The sequence below is a fragment of the Mycetocola reblochoni REB411 genome, from assembly GCF_900163835.1.
Taxonomy (GTDB): Bacteria; Actinomycetota; Actinomycetes; order Actinomycetales; family Microbacteriaceae; genus Mycetocola_B; species Mycetocola_B reblochoni.
Map to the genome: position 1 here is coordinate 42,069 of NZ_FUKR01000036.1, position 20,701 is coordinate 62,769.

General features: G+C 70.7%; 21 protein-coding genes. 12 read left to right on the plus strand and 9 right to left on the minus strand.

The features are described from left to right. Nucleotides 1-5: 5 nt before the first annotated feature. The gene (locus FM119_RS06105) at nt 6-815 is read left to right on the plus strand and encodes a nitrilase-related carbon-nitrogen hydrolase (protein ID WP_087136799.1); all 810 of its coding nucleotides are present in this window, start codon (nt 6-8) and stop codon (nt 813-815) included. Here FM119_RS06105 and FM119_RS06110 read toward each other — a convergent pair. Then, the gene (locus FM119_RS06110; RefSeq protein ID WP_087136800.1) at nt 812-2,026 is read right to left on the minus strand and encodes an aminotransferase class I/II-fold pyridoxal phosphate-dependent enzyme; all 1,215 of its coding nucleotides are present in this window, start codon (nt 2,024-2,026) and stop codon (nt 812-814) included. The two genes, FM119_RS06105 and FM119_RS06110, sit on opposite strands and share 4 nt — an antisense overlap. 228 nt (nt 2,027-2,254) lie before the next feature. Between FM119_RS06110 and FM119_RS06115 the strand changes: the two genes are divergently transcribed. The 4 genes from FM119_RS06115 (at nt 2,255) to FM119_RS06130 (ending at nt 6,907) form a co-directional block, all read left to right on the plus strand. Further along, entirely contained in the window at nt 2,255-4,018 is a 1,764-nt protein-coding gene (locus FM119_RS06115) for a S1C family serine protease (protein WP_087136801.1), read from the plus strand. A 117-nt stretch (nt 4,019-4,135) separates the two neighbouring features. Beyond that, complete coding sequence (locus tag FM119_RS06120) at nt 4,136-5,206, plus strand: glycosyltransferase family 2 protein (RefSeq protein ID WP_245827317.1); 1,071 nt, start codon at nt 4,136-4,138, stop codon at nt 5,204-5,206. Next, the gene (locus FM119_RS06125) at nt 5,203-6,018 is read left to right on the plus strand and encodes a CDP-alcohol phosphatidyltransferase family protein (protein WP_087136802.1); all 816 of its coding nucleotides are present in this window, start codon (nt 5,203-5,205) and stop codon (nt 6,016-6,018) included. The genes FM119_RS06120 and FM119_RS06125 overlap by 4 nt, the downstream gene beginning before the upstream one ends. Then, nucleotides 6,011-6,907 carry a glycosyltransferase family 2 protein gene (locus FM119_RS06130; protein ID WP_245827319.1) on the plus strand — a complete coding sequence of 299 codons (897 nt, stop codon included), beginning with the start codon at nt 6,011-6,013 and terminating at the stop codon, nt 6,905-6,907. Before FM119_RS06125 ends, FM119_RS06130 begins: the two co-directional genes overlap by 8 nt. Before the next feature lie 45 nt (nt 6,908-6,952). On the opposite strand, the gene FM119_RS06135 is transcribed toward FM119_RS06130, so the two are convergent. The 3 genes from FM119_RS06135 to FM119_RS06145 all read right to left on the minus strand — a co-directional run bounded on the left by FM119_RS06135 (nt 6,953) and on the right by FM119_RS06145 (nt 9,796). Then, complete coding sequence (locus tag FM119_RS06135) at nt 6,953-7,783, minus strand: hypothetical protein (RefSeq protein ID WP_087136803.1); 831 nt, start codon at nt 7,781-7,783, stop codon at nt 6,953-6,955. A gap of 106 nt (nt 7,784-7,889) precedes the next feature. Next, entirely contained in the window at nt 7,890-8,582 is a 693-nt protein-coding gene (locus FM119_RS06140) for a phosphocholine cytidylyltransferase family protein (protein ID WP_087136804.1), read from the minus strand. A 185-nt stretch (nt 8,583-8,767) separates the two neighbouring features. Continuing rightward, a complete protein-coding gene (locus FM119_RS06145) occupies nt 8,768-9,796 on the minus strand; it encodes a hypothetical protein (RefSeq protein WP_179205237.1) in 1,029 nt (342 codons plus the stop codon). Between the two features lie 13 nt (nt 9,797-9,809). Between FM119_RS06145 and FM119_RS06150 the strand changes: the two genes are divergently transcribed. The 3 genes from FM119_RS06150 to FM119_RS06160 are packed head-to-tail and all read left to right on the plus strand — an operon-like array spanning nt 9,810 to nt 12,835. Continuing rightward, nucleotides 9,810-10,952 (plus strand): ABC transporter ATP-binding protein, encoded by a 1,143-nt coding sequence (locus tag FM119_RS06150; RefSeq protein ID WP_245827320.1) that lies wholly within the window; start codon nt 9,810-9,812, stop codon nt 10,950-10,952. Continuing rightward, nucleotides 10,928-12,496, plus strand: a complete 1,569-nt coding sequence (locus FM119_RS06155; protein WP_143822636.1) for a hypothetical protein — start codon at nt 10,928-10,930, stop codon at nt 12,494-12,496. The genes FM119_RS06150 and FM119_RS06155 overlap by 25 nt, the downstream gene beginning before the upstream one ends. 51 nt (nt 12,497-12,547) lie before the next feature. Beyond that, the gene (locus FM119_RS06160) at nt 12,548-12,835 is read left to right on the plus strand and encodes a DUF3039 domain-containing protein (RefSeq protein ID WP_087136807.1); all 288 of its coding nucleotides are present in this window, start codon (nt 12,548-12,550) and stop codon (nt 12,833-12,835) included. Between the two features lie 134 nt (nt 12,836-12,969). On the opposite strand, the gene FM119_RS06165 is transcribed toward FM119_RS06160, so the two are convergent. Next, nucleotides 12,970-14,280, minus strand: a complete 1,311-nt coding sequence (locus FM119_RS06165; protein WP_087136808.1) for a nicotinate phosphoribosyltransferase — start codon at nt 14,278-14,280, stop codon at nt 12,970-12,972. Nucleotides 14,281-14,338: 58 nt separating this feature from the next. On the opposite strand from FM119_RS06165, the gene murI reads away from it, so the two are divergent. Genes murI through rdgB form a run of 3 tightly spaced genes read left to right on the plus strand, consistent with a single transcriptional unit; the run spans nt 14,339 to nt 16,531 of the window. Next, complete coding sequence (gene murI / locus FM119_RS06170; protein WP_087136809.1) at nt 14,339-15,181, plus strand: glutamate racemase; 843 nt, start codon at nt 14,339-14,341, stop codon at nt 15,179-15,181. A gap of 10 nt (nt 15,182-15,191) precedes the next feature. Then, on the plus strand, nt 15,192-15,920 hold the full coding sequence (gene rph, locus FM119_RS06175) for a ribonuclease PH (RefSeq protein ID WP_087136810.1): 729 nt from the start codon (nt 15,192-15,194) through the stop codon (nt 15,918-15,920). After that, nucleotides 15,917-16,531, plus strand: coding sequence for an RdgB/HAM1 family non-canonical purine NTP pyrophosphatase (gene rdgB, locus FM119_RS06180; RefSeq protein WP_087136811.1), 615 nt, complete (start codon nt 15,917-15,919; stop codon nt 16,529-16,531). The genes rph and rdgB overlap by 4 nt, the downstream gene beginning before the upstream one ends. Here the strand turns inward: rdgB and FM119_RS06185 are convergent. Beyond that, nucleotides 16,528-17,199 (minus strand): DedA family protein, encoded by a 672-nt coding sequence (locus FM119_RS06185; protein ID WP_087136812.1) that lies wholly within the window; start codon nt 17,197-17,199, stop codon nt 16,528-16,530. The two genes, rdgB and FM119_RS06185, sit on opposite strands and share 4 nt — an antisense overlap. 190 nt (nt 17,200-17,389) lie before the next feature. Between FM119_RS06185 and FM119_RS06190 the strand changes: the two genes are divergently transcribed. Further along, the gene (locus tag FM119_RS06190; protein WP_087136813.1) at nt 17,390-18,070 is read left to right on the plus strand and encodes a metal-dependent transcriptional regulator; all 681 of its coding nucleotides are present in this window, start codon (nt 17,390-17,392) and stop codon (nt 18,068-18,070) included. Here FM119_RS06190 and FM119_RS06195 read toward each other — a convergent pair. From FM119_RS06195 to FM119_RS06205, 3 genes are read right to left on the minus strand one after another with little or no spacing between them, the layout of a single operon-like run. Next, nucleotides 18,046-18,975 (minus strand): metal ABC transporter permease, encoded by a 930-nt coding sequence (locus FM119_RS06195; RefSeq protein ID WP_087136814.1) that lies wholly within the window; start codon nt 18,973-18,975, stop codon nt 18,046-18,048. The two genes, FM119_RS06190 and FM119_RS06195, sit on opposite strands and share 25 nt — an antisense overlap. Further along, nucleotides 18,972-19,712, minus strand: a complete 741-nt coding sequence (locus FM119_RS06200; RefSeq protein ID WP_087136815.1) for a metal ABC transporter ATP-binding protein — start codon at nt 19,710-19,712, stop codon at nt 18,972-18,974. The genes FM119_RS06195 and FM119_RS06200 overlap by 4 nt, the downstream gene beginning before the upstream one ends. Further along, nucleotides 19,709-20,629, minus strand: a complete 921-nt coding sequence (locus FM119_RS06205; protein WP_087136816.1) for a metal ABC transporter substrate-binding protein — start codon at nt 20,627-20,629, stop codon at nt 19,709-19,711. Before FM119_RS06205 ends, FM119_RS06200 begins: the two co-directional genes overlap by 4 nt. Between the last annotated feature and the right edge of the window lie 72 nt (nt 20,630-20,701).

Here is a 20,701-nt window from a genome sequence, read left to right on the forward strand (position 1 = left end):
TGCGCATGACCGACACCTCCCCGCTCCGCGTCGCCGCCGTCCAGTTCGCCCCCGGCCCGGACGCGGCCCGCAACGCGGCGGCGGTGCGCCACACGGTCGCGTCCGCCGCCGCGGACGGTGTGCAGCTGCTCGTGTTCCCCGAGTACACGAGCGTGTTCGACGGTGCACCCTCGGCGGCGGCCGTCGCGGCGGCGCAGCCGCTCGACGGGCCGTTCCTCGACGAGGTCCGCTCGGTCGCGGCAGCCGAGGGGGTCGCGGTCGTGCTCGGCCTGGTCGAGAGCGTCGAGGGGGGCGAGCGCTTCGCCAACACCCTCGTCGGGATCGCCGCCGACGGCTCGATCGGCGCCGTGTACCGCAAGGTGCACCTCTATGACGCCTTCGGTGCCGCCGAGTCCCGCTTCGTCCGCCCCGGCGAGCCGGGCGCCCCTGCGGTGTTCTCCGTCTCCGGCATCGTCGTGGGGCTGCAGACCTGCTACGATCTGCGCTTCCCCGAGTCGAGCAGGGTGCTCATCGACGCGGGCGCCGAACTGCTCGTTGTGCCGGCCCAGTGGGTCCCCGGCCCGGCGAAGGAGTCCCACTGGTCGACGCTGCTCGCCGCGCGGGCGATCGAGAACACGGCCTACGTGCTCGCCGCCGATCACCCGGCGCCGCACGGCGTGGGCCTCAGCGCCCTGTACGGTCCCGACGGCGTGCTCCTGGCCGGTGCCGGAGCCGCGGAGGCGGTCGTCTCCGGCGTCGTCGAACCCGACGAGCTCGCGCGCGTGCGCGCGGTCAACCCGGCGCTGGGGTCCCGGCGCTATCGCGTCGTCGTCTAGCGTCCGTCCGGGCCAGGAGGGAGCCGGGTCAGCCCGTCGACGGCCGCCTCGATCACCTCGGGCCGCTTGCAGAACGCGAAGCGGATGAGGCTCCGGTACGGCGCGCGGTTCTCCCGGCCCACGAACGCGGTGACGGGGATTCCCACGACGCCGGCCAGGCGCGGCAGCTCGTCGCAGAGCGCCTCGGCGTCCCGGTACCCCAGGGGTGCGGCGTCCGCGATGGCGAAGTAGCCTGCGGCCGGCGGGGTCACGGCGAACCCCGCCTCGCGCAGCCCCGTGACCAGAAGGTCCCTGCGGCTCTGCAGCCGGGCGGCCGCGTCGGCGAACACCCGGTCCGGCAGACCGAGCCCGACGGCGATGGCCGGCTGGAACGGCGAGCCGTTGACGTAGGTGAGGAACTGCTTGACGGTCAGCACCGCGTCGAGCAGCGCGGCCGGCGCGATCGCCCACCCGATCTTCCACCCCGTCGTGTTGAAGGTCTTGCCCGCGGAGGACACCGTGATCGTGCGCTCGCGCGCTCCGGGCACCGTGGAGATCGAGGTGTGGTCACGTCCGTCGAAGACGAGGTGCTCGTATACCTCGTCGGTGAGCAGGATGACGTCGTGCTTCTCGGCCAGCCGGACGATCTCGGCCCTCGCCGCGTCGTCGAGCAGGGTGCCGGTCGGGTTGTGCGGGTCGTTGACGATGATGACCCTGGTCCGGTCGCTGACCGCCGCCCGCAGCCGGTCGAGGTCGAGTCCGAACTCGGCGGATCCGAGCGGCACGGTGACCTGACGGCCGCCCGCCAGGGCGATGAGCGCGCCGTAGGCGTCGTAGGACGGCTCCCAGGTGACCACCTCGTCGCCCGGGCCGACGAGGGCGAGGAGCGACGCGGCGAGGGCCTCCGTCGCGCCCGCGGTGACGAGGACCTCCGTGTCGGGGTCCACCAGCTCGCCGGTGAAGCGCAGCCGGTGCGTAGCGATCGCCTCGCGCAGCTGCCGTGTGCCCCTGCCGGGCGGGTACTGGTTCTCGCCACGGGTGATCGCGGCAGCGGCCTCGGCGAGGACCTCGGCCGGACCGTCCTCGTCAGGGAACCCCTGCCCGAGGTTCACCGCTCCGGTCGTCGCCGCGAGTCCCGACATGCGCGCGAAGATCGACGGGGCGTAACCCTCGCCGTGCGGCGCGAGTCCCGCGCCCTCCGCAGTCCGGTGCCACGCTCCGGTCAGTTCCATGGGTGCCTCTCGACGACGGGGACGGGTGCGACAACCCTAGCGCGGGCCGCCTGCTGCCCCGCGGCGGCGCGACGACGGGCGTCATGTCGGGTCATTGGGGGTGCGCGTGTCGGGAAGGCGAGGGGACTGGGGGACAATGGAGTTCAAGACATAGCTGTGACATAGATTTCGGCAGGGCAAAGTCCAGGATCGCTGAGCAGAGTGATGACTGCTTGGAAGGAGCACACGATGACCACCACACCGCAGCAGCCCGAGGGAACCGAGCCGGACCCGCAGAACGGCTCCACCACGCCGGGCGAGGGAACGAGCCGGGCCCCCGAGGCCGATTCTGCGGCCCCGGCGCCCTCTGGCGGAACCCCCGACTCGATCGACGCCGCCCAGCAGGGGACGAACAGCGACGCCGTCCGCCGCGACGAGGCGTCCCCGTCCGGCTCGGCCTCAGCGGCAGCCGACGCGTCCCCGGTCTCCGTCACGGGTGCGAACGCAGCCGACGCGAACGCAGCGGCCGACGCCGTGGGCACCCCGGCAGAAACCCCCTCCGGGTCGTCGGACCACCAGCCGACCGTCCCCGTCGCGTCGGGTGCGTCCGAGCAGCCGACCGCTCCGGTTCCCCCCGCGGCGCACCCCGCCGTGGGCGCACCGTACAACACGCACGCGGCCCCGGCCCACGCCGGCGCGTACGGAGAGCCGGCCCCGTCGCCGTACGCCAGCGATGCCGCGGCGGACACCACGACCACGACCACCACGAAGCGCAGCGGCAAGGGGCGACTGCTCCTGGCGGGCCTGGCCATCGGCGCGCTCGTCGGCGGTGGTGCCGGAGCGGGCGTGAGCGCCCTCATCGGCGGGGCGACGGCGTCCGGGGGATCCGGGTCGTCCGTGCAGACGCAGAACCTCACGGTCAACGACACCGACAACGTGACCAGGGCCACCGCGATCGCCGCCGTCGCCTCTCCGTCGGTCGTCACCCTCTCGGTGCAGGGCGGGAGCACGAGCTCCGGCTCCAGCAGCGGCGGAAGCGGCTCGGGCATCGTCCTCAGCGAGGACGGCTACATCCTCACCAACAACCATGTCGTCACGCTCGACGGTCAGCTCTCCGACCCGACGATCCGTGTGACGGCCGCCGACGGCAAGATCTACAACGCGAGCATCGTCGGCACCGACCCTGTCTACGACCTCGCCGTTGTCAAGCTCGAGGACGCCAGCGGCCTCACGCCGATGACCTTCGCCGACTCCGACAAGCTCAACGTCGGGGACACGGCCGTCGCGATCGGCGCCCCGCTCGGGCTGGCCGGCACGGTCACCGACGGCATCGTCAGTGCGATCAACCGCTCGATCACGGTCGCCTCGTCCGCCGTCCCCGACTCGTCGAGCGACCAGGACTCCGACTCGGGCGACGGCAGCGAGGGCGAAAGCCCCTTCGACGGCTGGGGCTTCAACCTTCCCGGTCAGGAGCAGCAGACCCAGTCGGCGAGCCAGACCATTTCGCTCGCGGTCGTCCAGACGGACGCGGCCATCAACCCGGGCAACTCCGGTGGTGCGCTGGTGAACAGCGACGGTGAGCTGATCGGCGTGAACGTCGCGATCGCCAGCGCGGGCAGCTCCTCGTCCGAGTCGGAGTCCTCGAGCGGAAGCATCGGCGTGGGCTTCGCCATCCAGGCGAATGTCGCCAAGCGGGTCGCCGACGAGATCATCGCGGACGGCGCGGCCACCCACGGCCTGCTCGGCGCGACGGTGAGCGACGCGGCCAACTCCTCGACCAGCACGACGGTCGGAGCCGAGCTGCAGGAGGTCACCTCCGGCGGCGCAGCCGAGAAGGGCGGTCTGCGCGGGGGAGACGTCATCACCGCCTTCAACGGCCACCCGATCAGCAACGGCACCGACCTCACCGCGCAGGTGAGGGCACTCGCCGCGGGCGCCGAGGCCTCGGTCACCTACGTGCGCAACGGTTCGGAGGGTACCGCCGACGTCACCCTCGGCGAGCTGGATCTCTGAGCCCGGCCGGCACAACTCGCACGGGGCGGAAGCTGGGGCTTCCGCCCCGTCGTCGTGGCTGCGGCAGGGCACAGGGGCACTGATAGCATTCTCGATGGACGAGAACGAGCGGGAGCTATGACAGGAACTCTGGACGCCGACGGCGGGATCGAGGCCATCGGCGTCTCCTACGTCATGCCCGTCCTGAACGACGTGACGCACGTCGAGGCCGCCGTCGACAGCCTGCTCGCGCAGGACTTCGACGGCCCGATCGACGTGGCGATCGCCGTCGGCCCGAGCATCGACGGCACCACTGACCTCGTCAACGCGATGGCCGAGCGCGACGCCAGGATCCGCGTGATCGAGAACCCCGTCGGTTCCACGCCCGCGGGACTCAACATCGCCATCGCCGCGACCACGCACCCGATCGTCGTGCGGGTCGACGCCCACTCCGTCCTCCCTCGTGAGTACACGCGCATCGCCGTGGAGACGATCAGGCGCACGGGCGCGGCGAACGTCGGCGGCATCATGGACGCCCAGGGCACGACCCGGTTCGAGAGCGCCGTCGCGACCGCCTACGGCAGCAGGGTCGGCCTCGGCGGCACGCCCCACCACGTCGGCGGCGAGGAGGGGCCCGCGGACACCGTGTACCTCGGCGTCTTCCGCCGCGCCCCGCTTGTCGCGGCGGGCATGTTCGACGAGCGCATCAAGCGCGGTCAGGACTGGGAGCTTAACAAGCGCCTCAGGGACGCCGGTGAGGTCGTCTGGTTCACGCCGGAGCTGCGGGTCACCTACCGTCCCCGTCCGAGCCTGGGCCGCCTGGCGCGCCAGTTCCTGTTCACCGGTCTGTGGCGCGGCGAGCTGAGCAGGGCGTTCCCGAGTCGGAGGGGGCTTCGCTACGCGGTCCCGCCCGCGATGGTGGTTTCCGTGATCGCCGGTGTGGTTCTCGGCGTGTGGGGGAGCGTCTGGGGCCCCGAGGCACCCGCCGTGCTGCACTGGGCCTGGGCCGTGCCCGGCGTGTACGCGGCATTCGTCGTCGTCGCGGCGCTGGTCGTCCCGAACGGCGGCGGCGTGCGCGAGCGCGCGTGGCTGCTCATCGTGCTGCCAACCATCCATGTCTGTTGGGGGATCGGGTTCCTGCTGGGATACGTCTCCCTGGCGCGCGGCATCTCCGCGCTCCGTAACGGGAGGGAACCCACACGCCCGTGAGTGACGTCACACACGACCCCCTGCGCCCGCCGCGCAGCATCGCCGAGCAGAGGGCTGTCACCCAGCCGCCTGAGGTGCGGAGCCGGCGCAATGCCGAGCACTGGACGGCCTCGCTCTACCTGCGCGATCTCTCCCCGTATCTCAGCTGGCTGCTGCTTCGGACCTCCATCAGCGCCAACGGCGTGACGGTGCTGATGATCCTGACCGGGTGGCTGACCGCTGCGGCGCTGCTGATCCCCGGCATCTGGGGAGCGCTGCTCGCCCTGCTCCTCGGCCAGCTGCAGATGCTCGTCGACTGCTGTGACGGCGAGGTGGCCCGCTGGAGGCGGACCTCGTCCCCCGCGGGGGCGTTCCTCGACGCGGTCGGTCACTACAGCACCGAGACGCTCATCGCGCTGGCGATCGGCATCCGCGCAGCGGCGTACCCGTTCGAGGCGCCCGAGGACTACCTCTGGACGACGCTCGGAGCCTTGCTTGCCCTGGTGATCGTGCTCAACAAGGCGCTCAACGACATGGTTCGGGTCGCGAGGGCCAACTATGGCGCTCCGAAGCTCAACTACACCGAAAGCGAGTCGGCCCCGCGCGGCGGCGTGCTGGCCGTGGCGCGACGGATCGTCAAATTCTTCCCGTTCCAGCGGCTGTTCCACTCGGTCGAGCTGACCATGGTCGTGTTCGTCGTCGCCGTGCTCGGCCTCGTCGTCGGGCAGGACGTGGCCGCCAGGGCGACGCTGCTTGGGCTGTTGGGGCTGTCCGTGGTGACGATCGTCGGACACTTCGTCGCGATCGTGAGCTCGAGCAGGCTCCGTGCCTGAGCTGACCCGGTCCGGGCCGGCGGACGTGCCGTCCATCGGCGTCGTCGTCCTCACGCAGGGCACGCGGCCGGTGGAGCTGGCGGCCGCTCTGGCGAGCATCCACCGGCAGCGCGGCGTGACGACCAGGACGGCGGTCGTCGGCAACGGCTGGATGCCCGAGGGGCTGCCCCCCGGGGTGACGGGCGTCGGCCTGCCGGAGAACCTCGGCATCCCCGCCGGGAGGAACAGGGGAGCGGACGCCGTCGCCGGGGAGTTCGTCTTCTTCCTCGACGACGATGCGGAGCTCGGCTCGGACACCTTCCTGGCCGAGGCGGTCGAGCGCATCCGCGAGGACCCCTCGATCGGTTTGCTGCAGCCCCGGCTGAGCCCGCGCTCGGGCGAGCCGGCGCCGTCCCGGTGGATTCCTCGGATTCGCAAGGGGGAGGCGACGACCTCCGGCCGCGTCATGTCCTGCCTGGAGGCGGCCGTTCTGCTTCCGCGGCCCGTGTTCGACCGTGCGGGCGGGTGGGCCGAGCCGTTCTTCTACGCGCACGAGGGCATCGAGCTCGCGTGGCGGGTGTGGGACCAGGGGCTGGTCGCCTGGTACGACGGGAACCTGGTCGCTCACCACCCCGTCGTGCAGCCGACGCGGCACGCGAGCTACTACCGGATGAACGCCCGCAACCGTGTCTGGCTGGCGAAGCGAAACCTGCCCGCCGTCCTCGTCCCCCTCTACGTGGCGAGTTGGACGGGCATCCAGCTGCTGCGTTGGTGGCGCACCCCCGCCGTGCTGCGACCGTGGTTCGCTGGCTGGGCGGAGGGCTGGCGCGAGGCGCCGGGCGGGCGCCGCCCCCTTCGCTGGCGCACGGTCGCTCGCATGGCCGCCGCCGGGCGGCCGCCGGTCATCTGAGTCGGCCTCTGGCCCCGGTCGTCTGAGGCGGCGGAGCTCGTCGGTTCAGTCCGCCGGACTCGTCGAGTCGTCCGATTCGCTGACAGGCCGGCGGCGAGGAAGCCGCGGCAACGGCACGGGCAGAGCGCGACGTCGGCTCGCGGGCGGTCTCGGCTCACCGGGTGTGGGCTCGATGGCGAGGGGAACGGTCGTGGGCGGCGCCCCGAACGCCTCCCGTGCCGACGCCACGAGTCGCCGACCCGTCACGAGGTTGCCGGTTCCGCCGATCGCGGCTCCGACACCGAAGGGGATCGCCCTCGCGACGATTCCACCGCCCTGTGTGGCGAGGAGCCGGGGGAGGACCCGCGAGCGGAGCTGGTCGGTGAGGGGGCCGAGAGCAGCCGATGGCAGACCGGAGAGCAGGTAGCTTGCCCAGTGCACGCCCGGCCCCTGCCGGACGGAGGCGTCCGTGCGCTCGCCGTTGAGAGTGGGCATGACGGTTCGCAGCACCTGGTCCATCGCCGGGCCGAGGGCGAGCCCCAGGACCAGCGCCCTGGCGCGGTCAGGGTCGGTCACGCTGATGCCGTGCAGTTCGGCCATCGACTGCGCGAACAGCGTCGCCGCCTCCGCATACACGACCGCCTCGCTCGTGGACACGGCCAGGGCGATCCCCGTTCCGATGCCGGGAACCATCGCGACGGCGCCGACGGCGGCACCGCTGCCGGTCACCGAGGTGAGGAAGTGCCGTTCGAGCACGCGGGACAGCTGTTCGGGTGTCGCGCCGGGGTAGTGGCGTCGAAGGCGTTTTACGTGGGCGATCACAGCCGGGCGCTGGATCGCGAGTGCCCTGTCGATCGCGCGCACGGCCCGCGTGCGTTCCGCAGCGGTGTCGTTCATCCGCGGGGTGTCAGAATGCACAGCGCCCTCCCTGCTGAGTTCTCAGAATCCACAGAGATCCTGACACACTCCGCTGGGAGGGCTGCTGGACGAGGGTGATCAGCGATCAGACGAAGAGGTTCGCCCGGTCGAGGTCCTCGGCGAAGTCGACCTCGACCGCGTAGAGGTCCGAGATGTCGATGGGCTCGACGAGGAGGCCCGAGGCCTCGATGGCGAGCTCGATGCCGCGCTCGAAGTAGTCCTGGTCGTCGACCTTGCCGAGCTGGCGAATGAGCTGCGCCTTGTCGGACGAAGAGATGTAGTTGATCCCGACCGCCTCGCCGAGGCCGCCGACGACGGTCTTGGACAGCTCGGAGATGAATCCCTCGGCTGAGGTGCGGTACTTGACCTCTTCGTCGGAGACCGTCGCGGTGTTCACCGTGACGAAGGAGCGGTCCTCCGCGATGGTGCGGGCGACGCGCTCGAGGACCCGGGGGTCGAACACGACGTCGCCGTTCATCCAGAGGACTCCGCCGGTGCCGCTGGCGTTGAGCGCCCTGAGCAGGCTCTTCGAGGTGTTCGTCTGGTCGTACTGCTCGTTGTAGACGAAGTTGGCGTCGGGGAAGGCCTCGACGATGTGCTCGAGCTTGTACCCCACGACGATCGTGACGGAGGTCCGCGGGCCGAAGGCCCTGTGGATGTTGTCGAACTGCTGCTGCATGATGGTGCGGCCATCGCTGAGCTCGGTCAGCGGCTTGGGCAGGGTGCGGCCGAGTCGGCTGCCCATCCCTGCGGCGAGGATGACGACCTGGGGGGTCATGGAACACTCCTTCAGTCAGTGGGGCGTCGGTGTGTGACGCGTGTTCGGAGTTCACGTGTTGTTCGGCGGGCGGCAAGTCGGTCGCCCCCGTGCCGTGCGACACTCCGCGTAACAGGCTAACCCGCAGATCGCGAATTCGAGGGAGCTGGCGCGTCTCCGTTGCGGATTCGTGACTCCTCGGTGCGCTACGGGCCGCCGTCGAGTGTGCTCTGCGGAGGGTTCTTGATAGATTCGTCTCCGGGGCGGACTCTGTCGGGTCTTGCGGCGTACCGCCGGGGGACCCCGCTGCCGCCATCCTCTTGTGTACATCGACTCTCCGAGGGAGCCTCGGGCGGTAAGACGGGTGACGTGACTACGAGCAACGACACATCTAACGCGGACGACGGCTCATCGACCGGTTCCGCGCCGATTTCAGACGCATCGTCCGACGGGGATTCCGCCGCGGCGACTCCGTCGTCAACCACGACGCCCGCGAAGAAGCCGACGGCGGCGGCGAAGAAGCCGACGGCGGCGGCGAAGAAGCCGACGACGCGAACGTCGAGCTCGGCCGCGACGACGACGGCGTCCACGTCTGTCGGCGCCGCCGAGGACGCCGTGGATACGAGCGCCAAGCCGACCACCGGTGCCTCGCCGACTCCGAAGAAGACCCCGTCGAGAACGCGGACCACGGCGGCCTCTGGCCAGGCCGCCACCGGAACCCGCAAGCCGGCCGCCCGGAAGCCCGCGGCGAGGAAACCGGCCGGTACGGCGTCCGCGTCCTCGTCAGCGGGGGCCGCGAGCGATACCGAGAACGCAACGGCGACGACGCCGGACACAGCGACGTCGCCCACCGCCAAGCGGACACCGGCGGCCAGGTCGAAGAAACCGACCGGGGCGTCGACGACCGCAGCCGCTGCGTCACGACCGACCTCGGAGACGGCTGAGTCATCGGCGACGGCCGCGCCCGCGTCACAGGCGCGGCCGGCATCGAAAGCGGCGTCTGCGTCGAAGACTGCGTCTGCGTCGAAGACTGCGTCTGCGTCGAAGACTGCGGCGGCGTCCAAGACCGGGGCGGCGTCGAAGGCTAAGGCTGCGTCGAGGACTGCGGCGGCGTCGAAGACCACGTCGGCCTCGAAGCCGTCAGCCGCCCGCCGTCCTGCCCCGGCTCGACGGACCACCACGACCCCCGCACCTGCCGCTGCGGATGAGGCAACCGCACCCACGGGCTCCGCCACGGAGACGACCTCCGTGGCCGACGACGCAGCATCACCCGTGTCGTCGAGTCGGATCGAGTCCGCGGCCGCCCCCGCCTCCATCGTCGAGGACCCGGGCACCGGCTCAACGGAGACGGCGCCGGACCCGGCCGCGCGGCCGGCCTCCGCATCGCCGGCCGTGACCGCTCCGGAAGAGATGACCGTGCCCGCAGACGCGGATGCGGTCCTGCCGACGGAGGAGGCTCCGGGGTCGGGAGACGACGGTGGGCGCAGCCCCGCCCCAGACGCCCCGCCGACCGAGGACTCCCTGCCTGCCGCGGAGGCGCGACAGGGCAACTGGTTCACCCGCTTAATGGGTGTCGTCACCCGTCGTCCCGCGACCGCCGCGTCGACCGCAGCCGCGGCTGACTCTGCCGGGGATGACGTCATCGTCGTCACCGGCCTGCGGAAGAGCTTCGGGGAGACCACCGCGGTCGACGGCATCGACCTGACCGTCCGCCGAGGGACATTCGCCGGCATCGTCGGGCCGAACGGGGCCGGCAAGACGACCACGCTGTCGATGATGACCGGTCTGCTCCGGCCGGACGCGGGCGAGGTCGCCGTCAACGGTGTGGCGGTGTGGGACGACCCGGAACGGGCGAAGCGTATGCTCGGGGTCCTCCCCGACCGACTGCGGCTGTTCGACCGGCTGACCGGGGCCCAGCTGATCTACTACGCCGGCGTATTGCGCGGTGTCGACGCCGCAACCGTCCGGTCACGCATTCCCGAGCTTGCGCAGGCATTCGGCATCGTCGAGGCGATCAACCGCCCGGTGTCCGACTACTCGGTCGGAATGGCGAAGAAGGTGGCCCTCGCGTCGGCGATGATCCACTCCCCGCGGGTTCTCGTGCTCGACGAACCCTTCGAATCGATGGATCCGGTGTCGACCTCCACCGTCGTCGACGTGCTGAAGCGGTACGTGGAGCACGGGGGGACGGTGGTGCTGTCCAGCCACAGCATGGACCTCATTGCGCGGGTCTGCGACGACGTCGTGATCATCGTGGACGGCGATGTCCTCGCCGCCGGCACGGTCGCGGAGGTCAGCGAGGGCGGAAGCCTCGAGGAGCGCTTCCTCGCGCTCGTCGGCGGCGCACAGACGGCGGAGGGGATGGAATGGTTGCACACCTTCTCCGACTGAGCCTGCGACAGCACGTGGCCGCACTGCGGTCGCGGTCCGGACTCGTCTCCGTGCTCGCGTTGCTTCTCCTCGCGGGGGCCGCGGTGGTCCTGGTATCGATCGCCCTGACCCTGCGCGAGGCCTCCGTCGACGTGAGCCACTCGATCATCGTTGCCGTCGGCTCATTCGTCGTCCTCGGCGCCGCGGTGGTCCCGTTCCTGAACGCCGCCGACGACGACCTGGACCCCCGGCGCTTCGCTCCCTACGGGCTGAGGGGCCTGCCGCTGGCCGTCGGGCTCGCGCTCGCAGGGACGTGGAGCGTTCCGACCTTCCTCGGGCTGGCTCTGACGGCGGTGATGGTGATCGTCTGGGCGCCACTCGGCCCCGCGCTCGCCGCCGCGATCGTCGGGGGTCTGCTCGGCACCATCACCCTGACCCTGGTGAACCGGATCGCCGTCGCCGTCGCATCACGTCTGCTTCCGCCGCGGAGCGGCCGGTCGCTGGTCATCCCGCTCGCCGTAATCGGGGTCCTGCTCGTCGGACCCGCGCTTCTGCTGCTGGCCGGCATCCAGCGCGGCACAGGCGACGCCGGGGCATTCGGTGGCATCGCCCAGGTCGTCGCCTGGACGCCCTTCGGAGCCGCCTGGTCCCTGCCGGGGGACACCGCGCAGGGGATGATCGTCTCCCTTGTCGGTCAGCTGCTGCTGCAGCTGGTCACTCTCTTGGTGCTCTGGGGCGTCTGGGCGCTCGTCGTCATCCGTTCGACCGTCGACATCCGACGCGACGCCCCCGGGAGGACGGGCTCGGGGCTGGGCTGGTTCGATGTTCTCCCCGGCAACGGTTTCGGCGCGGTTGCGGCGCGCTCGCTCATCTACTGGACCACCGACCGCCGCTACTGGGTGCCGATCGTCGCCATCCCCCTGATCCCGCTCCTCATGGTGCCCCCGCTCGCGGTCGCGGGCGTTCCGCTCAACGTCGTCGCCCTCATCCCACTGCCGTTCATCGTGACGCTCATCGGGTGGCAGGTGCACAACGACCTCGCCCTGGACTCGTCCGCGCTGTGGCTGCACGTCTCGTCGGGGGTCTCCTCGGCGGCGGACCGCTGGGGACGTCACGTCCCCGTGATCCTGCTCGGGGCAGTCGTCGTCGGAGCGGGATCCGCGCTGACGACGTTCCTGTACGGCGACTGGTCCGTGATTCCGGCCGTCGTGGGCGTGTCATCGGGACTGTTCCTGATCGCGGTCGGCGTCGGCAGCGTGGCGAGCGTGCGCTATCCGTACCCCGCCGTGCAGCCGGGGGACAGCCCGTTCCAGCAGCCCCAGGATGCGGGATCGAACGCCGTGACCTCGCAAGCCGTGAGCCTGTTGGGCACCTTGCTGCTCGGGGCCCCGGCCGTGGTGCTCGCGATCATCGGACTGACGGGCGGGGGCGAGAGCTGGTACTGGCTGTCGTTCCTCGTCGGGCTCGGCGGCGGCCTGGTCGTGCTGCTGGTGGGGACGAGCGCCGCGGTGTTCTCCCTTGCGCGCCGCGGACCCGAGCTGATGACCTTCGCGACCCGTCGCTGACCGTTCTCCTCCGGCGCACGGCCGTGCGCCGCCCGGCGGTAGAATCGTCACATGCTTGATGTCTACGCGCGCACAGAGGACCCCGGAACGCTGAGCGGTGGCGGCACGGCCACGCTGGACCGCGAACTCGAGAAGCTGCTCGAGAACGAGACGATCGATCCGGGCGACCACGAGCGTTTCTCCCACTACGTGAAGAAGGAGAAAATCCTCCAGTCGGCGATGACCGGCAAGCCGGTGCGCGCGCTCTGCGGCAAGAAGTGGACACCGGGCCGTGACCCCGAGAAGTTCCCCGTGTGCCCGAGCTGCAAGGCGATCTACGAGAAGATGCGCGGCGAGTAGACGCCGATACGCCCGCTCGCCGACGCCGACGCCGCGTCCGTGGTGGATGCCGTGCGTGATCGCGGGGCCCACGCGACGCCGCGTGCGCGGCCGCGACGCGCGGGGCCGCGGAGGCGTGCGAGTGGCCGATCGGATCAGCTGAGCAGGGTGGGCAGCGCGGGGTCGCCCCGGCCGAGGCGGAAAGCATCGGCCGGCAGCTCCTCGATCGCACGGGCCCGATGCTCGCGGGCGGTCCGGACCCCATCGACCCCGATGGCCGTCTCGTCGAGCTCTCCCTCGGTGATCAGAGGGACGATCAGCGCACGCGCGGAGCGGTCGGGGATCCCGTCGGAGTGGTCCTCGCGGCTGACCTGCTCGGCCGTCGCCACACCGTGCTCGTCGAACAGCCGGTGCGCGGTCTTCCGGCCGCCGAGAGACGCCTTGCCGACGGAGCGCTTGGCCACGGGCGTCCAGTCCTCGTCCACGCCGTTCCTGTGGGCGACGAGCTTGTAGACCATCCCCGCGGCGGGGGAGCCCGACCCGGTGACCACGGAGGTGCCGACCCCGTAGGAGTCGACCGGCGCCGCGGCGAGGGCCGCGATCGCGTGTTCGTCGAGGTCGTTGGTGACGGTGATCTTCGTGTTCGGGGCGCCCAGCCGGTCGAGCTGCTCGCGCACCTGGCGTACGAGGATCCCCAGGTCGCCCGAGTCGAGGCGCACGGCACCCAGGCCCGGACCGGCGACACGCACCGCGGTCTCGACGCCGCTGCGCACGTCGTAGGTGTCGACCAGGAGCGTGGTGTCGACGCCGTTCGCCGCGATCTGCGCCCGGAACGCCTCCTCCTCGCTGTCGTGGAGGAGGGTGAACGCGTGTGCGGCGGTGCCCATGGTCGGAACTCCCCATCGGCGACCCGCCTCGAGATTGCTCGTGGCCGAGAAGCCGGCGATGTACGCCGCGCGCGCGGCGGCGACCGCCGCGTTCTCGTTGGCGCGGCGCGAGCCCATCTCCGCGAGGGGGCGCTCACCGGCCGCGCTGACCATGCGACTCGCCGCGGTGGCCACCGCGCTGTCGTAGTTGAGGACGCTGAGGATCAGCGTCTCCAGCAGGACGCCCTCGGCGAAGGACGATTCGACGGTCAGCAGCGGCGACTGGGGGAAGTACACCTCTCCCTCGCGGTAGCCCCTGATGGTGCCGCGGAAGCGGTAGTCGGCGAGCCAGTCCAGCGTTCCGGGGGAGACGACGTCGTTGTCCGCGAGCGAGCGCAGCTCCTCGTCCCCGAAGCGGAAGTCGCGGACGAGCTCGAGGAGTCGGCCGGTCCCCGCGACGACGCCGTAGCGGCGGGCGCCGGGCAGGCGTCGGGCGAACGCCTCGAACAGGCAGAGGCGGTCGGCCGTCCCGTTCTGACGCGCGGCGTCGATCATGGTGAGCTCGTAGCGATCGGTCAGCAGCGCGGTCGATGCGGTCATGATGAAAGCATATCGAGACGGCCCCCTGACGATCGGGGACAGCGTAGGCTGGGTGCCCGTGAACGATGCACCGATTGGGATCTTCGACTCCGGGGTGGGCGGACTGACCGTTGCACGGGCGATCCAGTCCCAACTGCCCAACGAGCGGATCCACTACATCGGGGACACAGCGCGATCGCCGTACGGTCCGAAGTCGATCGCGCAGGTCCGCAGCTATGCGCTCGAGATCATGGACGAGCTCGTCGAACGCGGCGTGAAAATGCTCGTGATCGCCTGCAACACGGCCTCGGCCGCCGTCCTCAGGGACGCGAGGGAGCGGTACGACGTTCCCGTGATCGAGGTGATCCAGCCCGCCGTCCGCTCCGCCGTGCGGGCCACCCGCAGCGGCAGGATCGGCGTCATCGGCACCGAGGGGACGATCGCCTCCCGTGCCTACCAGGACGCCTTCGCGGCGGCCCCCGATCTGGAGATCGTCGCGCAGGCGTGTCCGCGGTTCGTCGAGTTCGTCGAGGCGGGGGTGACCTCCGGCCCCGAGGTGCTCACGACGGCCGCCGCCTATCTGGAGCCGCTCCGCGCGGCCGACGTCGACACGCTCGTCCTCGGCTGCACGCACTACCCGTACCTACGCGGGGCGATCTCCTACGTCATGGGCCCCGACGTCGCGCTGGTCTCCAGCGACACAGAGACCGCGAACGACGTCTACCGCACGCTGGTGGCCAGTGACGCGGAACGCACGAGCACGACCCCTCCCGAGCACCACTACGAGGCGACGGGGGTGAGCGCGGAGGAGTTCCTCGGCCTCGCCCACCGTCTCATGGGGCGAGAGATCGCCCGCGTCGAGCTGGTGCAGACGGGAACCATCGATCTTCGGCGACTGCGCGAGCAGAACGCCGCACACTGAGGAGGAACATATGACCGACACCCGCATCGACGGACGCGCCGACGACGAGCTGCGATCCGTCACCATCGAACGCGGTTGGAGTGAGCAGGCGGAGGGGTCGGCACTGATCTCCTTCGGTCGGACCCGGGTGCTGTGCACCGCGTCGCTCACCGCCGGCGTCCCCCGCTGGCTGACCGGCAAGGGGAGGGGCTGGGTCACGGCGGAGTACGCCATGCTCCCCCGTGCGACCAATTCACGGTCCGATCGTGAGTCGGTCAAGGGCAAGATCGGCGGCCGCACACACGAGATCTCCCGCCTGATCGGGCGCAGCATGCGCGCAGTCGTCGATACGAAGGCGCTCGGCGAGAACACGATCGTCGTCGACTGCGACGTGCTGCAGGCGGACGGTGGCACCAGGACCGCCGCGATCACCGGGGCCTTCGTCGCTCTGTCCGACGCGATCGACTGGGCAGTGGAGAAGCGCCTCGTCTCGGCGAAGGCGACGCCCCTCACCGACTCGGTCTCCGCCGTGTCAGTGGGGATCGTGTCGGGGAGGCCCATGCTTGATCTGGCATACACGGAGGATGTCCGCGCCGAGACGGACATGAACATCGTGGTGAACGGCTCCGGCGACTTCATTGAGGTGCAGGGGACGGCGGAGGGGGCTCCGTTCAACCGGGACGAGCTCAACGCCCTGCTCGACCTGGGTGTCCTCGGCGGTTCCCGGCTGGCTCAGCTGCAGCGCGAGGCGTTCGCGTGAGCGGGTTCCCCGTCGTCCTGGCCACCCACAACGCCCATAAGGTGACCGAGTTCCAGGAGATGCTCGCCCGCGAGGTCCCCGGGCTCACCGTGCTGCCCTACGACGGGCCCGAGCCGGTCGAGGACGGGACCAGCTTCGAGGAGAACGCGCTCCTCAAGGCGCGGGCCGCAGCCATCCACACGGGCCGGATCGCCCTGGCCGACGACTCCGGCATCGCCGTCGACCTGCTCGGCGGCTCGCCGGGGATCTTCTCCGCACGATGGGCCGGCAGCCGGAAGAGCGACGAGGCCAACCGTCACCTGCTCCTGGAGCAGCTGTCCGACATCGCCGATGAGCACCGAGCCGCGCATTTCGTGTGCACCATCGCGGTGGTCGTGCCTGACGGCCACGGTGGTGTCGCGAGTGAGCGGATCGCGGTCGGTCGGTGGGACGGGCGCGTCGCGAGAGCGGAAAGCGGGGACAACGGCTTCGGCTACGACTCTGTCTTTCTCCCCGACGGGGTCGAAGGGTCAGCAGCCGAGCTGACTCCCGATCGCAAGGCCGCGCTCAGCCACCGTGCCCGAGCCCTGGGCGCGCTCGTTCCGATCCTCGCCGAGCTCCGCGGCGCCTAGCCCCGGGGCGTGGCCGCTGCGGGGGCGGTCTTCGCCTTCCTCCTGGCCGAGTAGTAGTGCCAGCCGACGGGGATGATCGTCGCCAGCACGACCACGATGAGGATCAGGTCGATGTAGCTGGAGACGAACCGGGCCAGCGGCGGGATGTAGCCGAGCAGGTACCCGGCGAGGGTGACGCCCGCCCCCCACAGGCTCGCGCCGATGAGGTTGAAGAGCGAGTAGGTGCTGTAGCGCATGCGCGCGGTGCCCGCGGCGACCGGCACGAACGTCCGCAGGATGGGGACGAATCGCGCGAGGATGACGCTGAGGCCGCCGAAGCGGTCGAAGAATCCCTGAGCCTTGTCCACGTTCTCTTTCGAGAACAGACCGGTCTCCCTCCGGTCGAAGACCCGTGGGCCCAAGACCTTCCCGATGAGGTACCCGACCTCCCCACCGAGGAACGCGGCGAGCGCGATCGCCGCACAGACCCAGACGATGTCGACGCCGATTCCCGGGGTGTGCGCCAGGAGGCCCGTGGCGATCAGAAGCGTGTCTCCGGGCAGGAGGAACCCGACGAGGAGCCCTGTCTCGCTGAAGATGACGAGACAGACGACCAGGAGGGCGTAGGGGCCGGCCGCTGCGAGGATCGTCTCGGTGTCCAGCCAGGGGATCAGGGCATGAGGGTGCATTGTGCTCCGTGTGAGGAGGGCGGGCGCGGCGTGGGCCGCGCGCGGGCGCGCGATGGTGCGTCCGTTGCCGATAGTACGCCGCCGGTCCTCATCCCCGCGGGCGCGCGTCGTCGTCCTCGCGGCGTACCCGGTGGCGATGAGCGCGTGCGCTGCGTCCCGGCTGCGGCGGCGGCGACGGTAGCCTGAGGGCATGTCCGTCTCCGAGCTGTCGCCGAGCGCCCAGAACTATCTCAAAGCGGTGTGGGGTCTGACGGAGTGGTCGAACGCACCGGTCACGCCGAGTCTCGTCGCTGAGCGGACCGGACTGAAGCTGTCGTCGGTGTCGGACGCCATCCGTCGGCTCACCGCCCAGGGGCTGCTCTCGCACGCCCGCTATGGCTCGGTCGAGCTGACGGAAGCGGGGCGGGGGTATGCGCTGGCGATGGTCAGGCGGCACCGGCTGATCGAGGCGTTCCTCGTCAGCGTCCTGGGCTACTCCTGGGACCAGGTGCACGATGAGGCGGAGCATCTGGAGCATGCCGTGTCGGACTTCATGATCGACCGGATCGACGCGTTCCTCGGGTTCCCGTCGCGCGACCCCCACGGTGACCCCATCCCCACGGCGGACGGGACGGTGAGCATCCCCACGGCGTCACAGCTGAGCGAGCTCGGCCCGGGTGCGCGGGTCGTCGTGGAGAGGATCTCCGACTCGGACTCCGCGCTCCTGCAGTTCTTCGAAGGGCACGGCATCGTCGTCGGTGCGGAGCTGGACGTGGCCGAGGGGCCTGCCTTCTCGGACGCGATGGGCGTCCGAGTCGTCGGGCGGCCCGGGGCTGTGACGCTGGGCCGGACGGCGACGGACGCGCTCTACGTGTCGCTCGCCCCCGCCTGACCGCGAGTGGTCGTGGACGGTGTAGCGCTTGCCCGTCCCCGATCGAGTGCGGCGCGTCTGCGCCGTGCCGCGATCCGGCTGCCGAGGAGGCCGTGGCGCGGGCCGAACAGGTAGGCGAGGGCGAACGCCGTCCCCTGTGCCAGGACGATCATCCCCCCGGATGCGGTGTCGAGGTAGTAGCTGAGGTAGAGGCCGACCACGGCGCACACGGCCGACATGGCTGGGGCGATCAGGAGCATGCGAGAGAAGCGGTCGGTGAGCAGGTACGCGGTCGCCCCCGGGATGATGAGCATCGCCACGACGAGGATCACTCCGACCGCCTGCAGGGCGACCACGGCGGTCAGCGCGAGCAGTCCGAGCAGAACGGCGCCGAGGACGCGCGGGTTGAGCCCGATGGCGTGCGCGTGTGTCGGGTCGAAGGCGTACAGCGTGAAGTCCCTCCGTTTCGTCAGGAGCACGATCAGCACGACGGCGCCGAGGACGACCACCTGCACGAGGTCTCCGACGGAAACGCCGAGCAGGTTGCCGAAGATGATGTGGTTGAGGTCGGTCTGCGACGGGGTGATCGAGATCAGGACAAGGCCGAGGGCGAACAGCGTCGTGAAGACGATGCCGATCGCCGCGTCCTCCTTCACCCGGCTGGTGTCGCGCACGGCCCCGATCAGGGCCACGGCGAGGAAGCCGAACACGACGGCACCGAGTGCGAAGGGCGCCCCGACGATGTAGGCGAGCACCACCCCCGGTAGCACGGCGTGCGAGACCGCGTCGCCCATGAGAGACCATCCGATGAGGACGAGCCAGCAGGACAGGACCGCGCAGACGACGGAGGCGATGAGCGCCGTCGCGAGAGCTCTGACCATGAAGTCATAACCAAGCGGCTCGAGAAGGACGTCCAGAAGTGTCATCGTGAGCCCCCGTCCGAGAGCACATCGAGGCCGAAGGCGAGCGCCAGGGCATCGGGAGTGAGAACCTCCTCCGGCGAGCCGTGCAGCAGGACGCGGCGCATCAGCAGGACGGCCTCGTCGGCGAGGGAGGGCAGCGCCTGGAGGTCGTGGGTGGAGACCAGGATGGTCGCCCCCTCGGCGGCGAGCTCACGGAGCAGGCGCGTGATGGTGGCCTCCGAGCGCTTGTCGACCCCGGCGAAGGGCTCGTCGAGCAGCAGGATGCTCGCGCCCTGGGCGATGCCCCTGGCCACGAAGGCGCGCTTCTTCTGCCCGCCGGACAGCTGGCCGATCTGGCGGTCGGCCAGCTCGGTCAGCTCGACGCGCGCGAGCGCCTCCTCGACGGCGGCGCGGTCCGCGGGGCGGGGGCGTCGGGTGAGGCCCATGCGGCCGTATCTGCCGGTCATGACGACGTCCCTGACCGAGAGGGGGAAGCTCCAGTCGACGTCCTCGCTCTGCGGCACGTAGCCGATGACGCCGGCCGATCGCGCGGCGGCGGGGGGAGCGCCGTTGATCAGAACCGTTCCGGCGTCGGGCTTGACCAGGCCCATGATCGTCTTGAACAGCGTCGACTTGCCCGAGCCGTTCATGCCGATGAGCCCGCAGATGCGCCCGGCGTCGAGCCGGAGGGTCGCGCCGTCTAGTGCGAGTACCTCGCCGTAGTGCACCGTGACGTCCGTGACGTCCAGTGCCGCGGTCATCGGCTCTGGCCCGTCAGCGCCTCGGCGATCGTGTCCGCGTCGTGCCGGATCAGGTCCAGGTACGTGGGGACGGGGCCGTCGGCGGCCGAGAGCGAGTCGACGTAGAGGGTCCCGCCATAGCTCGCATCGGTCGCCTCGACCACCTGCTTCATCGGGGCATCGGACACGGTGGACTCGCAGAAGACCGCGGGAACGTCATTGTCGCGCACGAATTCGATGGCCGAGGCGATCTGCTGCGGTGTGGCCTGCTGCTCCGCATTGACCGCCCAGATGTACTTCTCGGTGAGCCCGGCGTCGCGGGCCAGGTAGGAGAACGCGCCCTCACAACTGACGAGGGCGCGCTGGCTCTCGGGCAGGGTGGCGAGCTCGTCGACGAGGTCGTCCTGGACCTGCTGCAGCTGGGCTTTGTAGGCCTCGCCGTTGTCCGCGTACTCGGCGGCGTTGGTCGGGTCGAGCTCGCTGAACGCGGTGACCATGTTGTCGACGTAGATCTGCACGTTGAGCGGGCTCATCCAGGCGTGCGGGTTGGGGAGCCCGGCGTACGCGTCTTCGCTGATGTCGATCGGTTCCACCCCCTCGCTGACGACCACGTGGGGCACGTCGATGCCGTCGACGAACTGAGCGAACCAGGACTCCAGGTTCATCCCGTTGTCGATGATGAGCTCGGCGCCGGCCGCGCGACGGATGTCGCCGGGGGTGGGCTCGTAGCCGTGGATCTCGGCGCCCGGCTTCGTGATCGACTCGACCCGCAGCTCGTCCCCGGCGACGTTCTGCGCGATGTCCGCGAGCACGGTGAAGGTGGTGAGGACCAGGGGGCGGTCGTCATCGGCCTCCGGCGCCTGGGTGCTGCAGGCGGCGAGGGGGAGCACGAGGGCGGCGAGAAGGGGAAGGAGAGCTCGTCGGGGGGTGTGCGTCATATCGGGTTTCCTCTCCGTGCGCCGGGCGGACCGTCGGTCCTGTCCCTGCAGTGTGCTCTGATCGCCACGGTC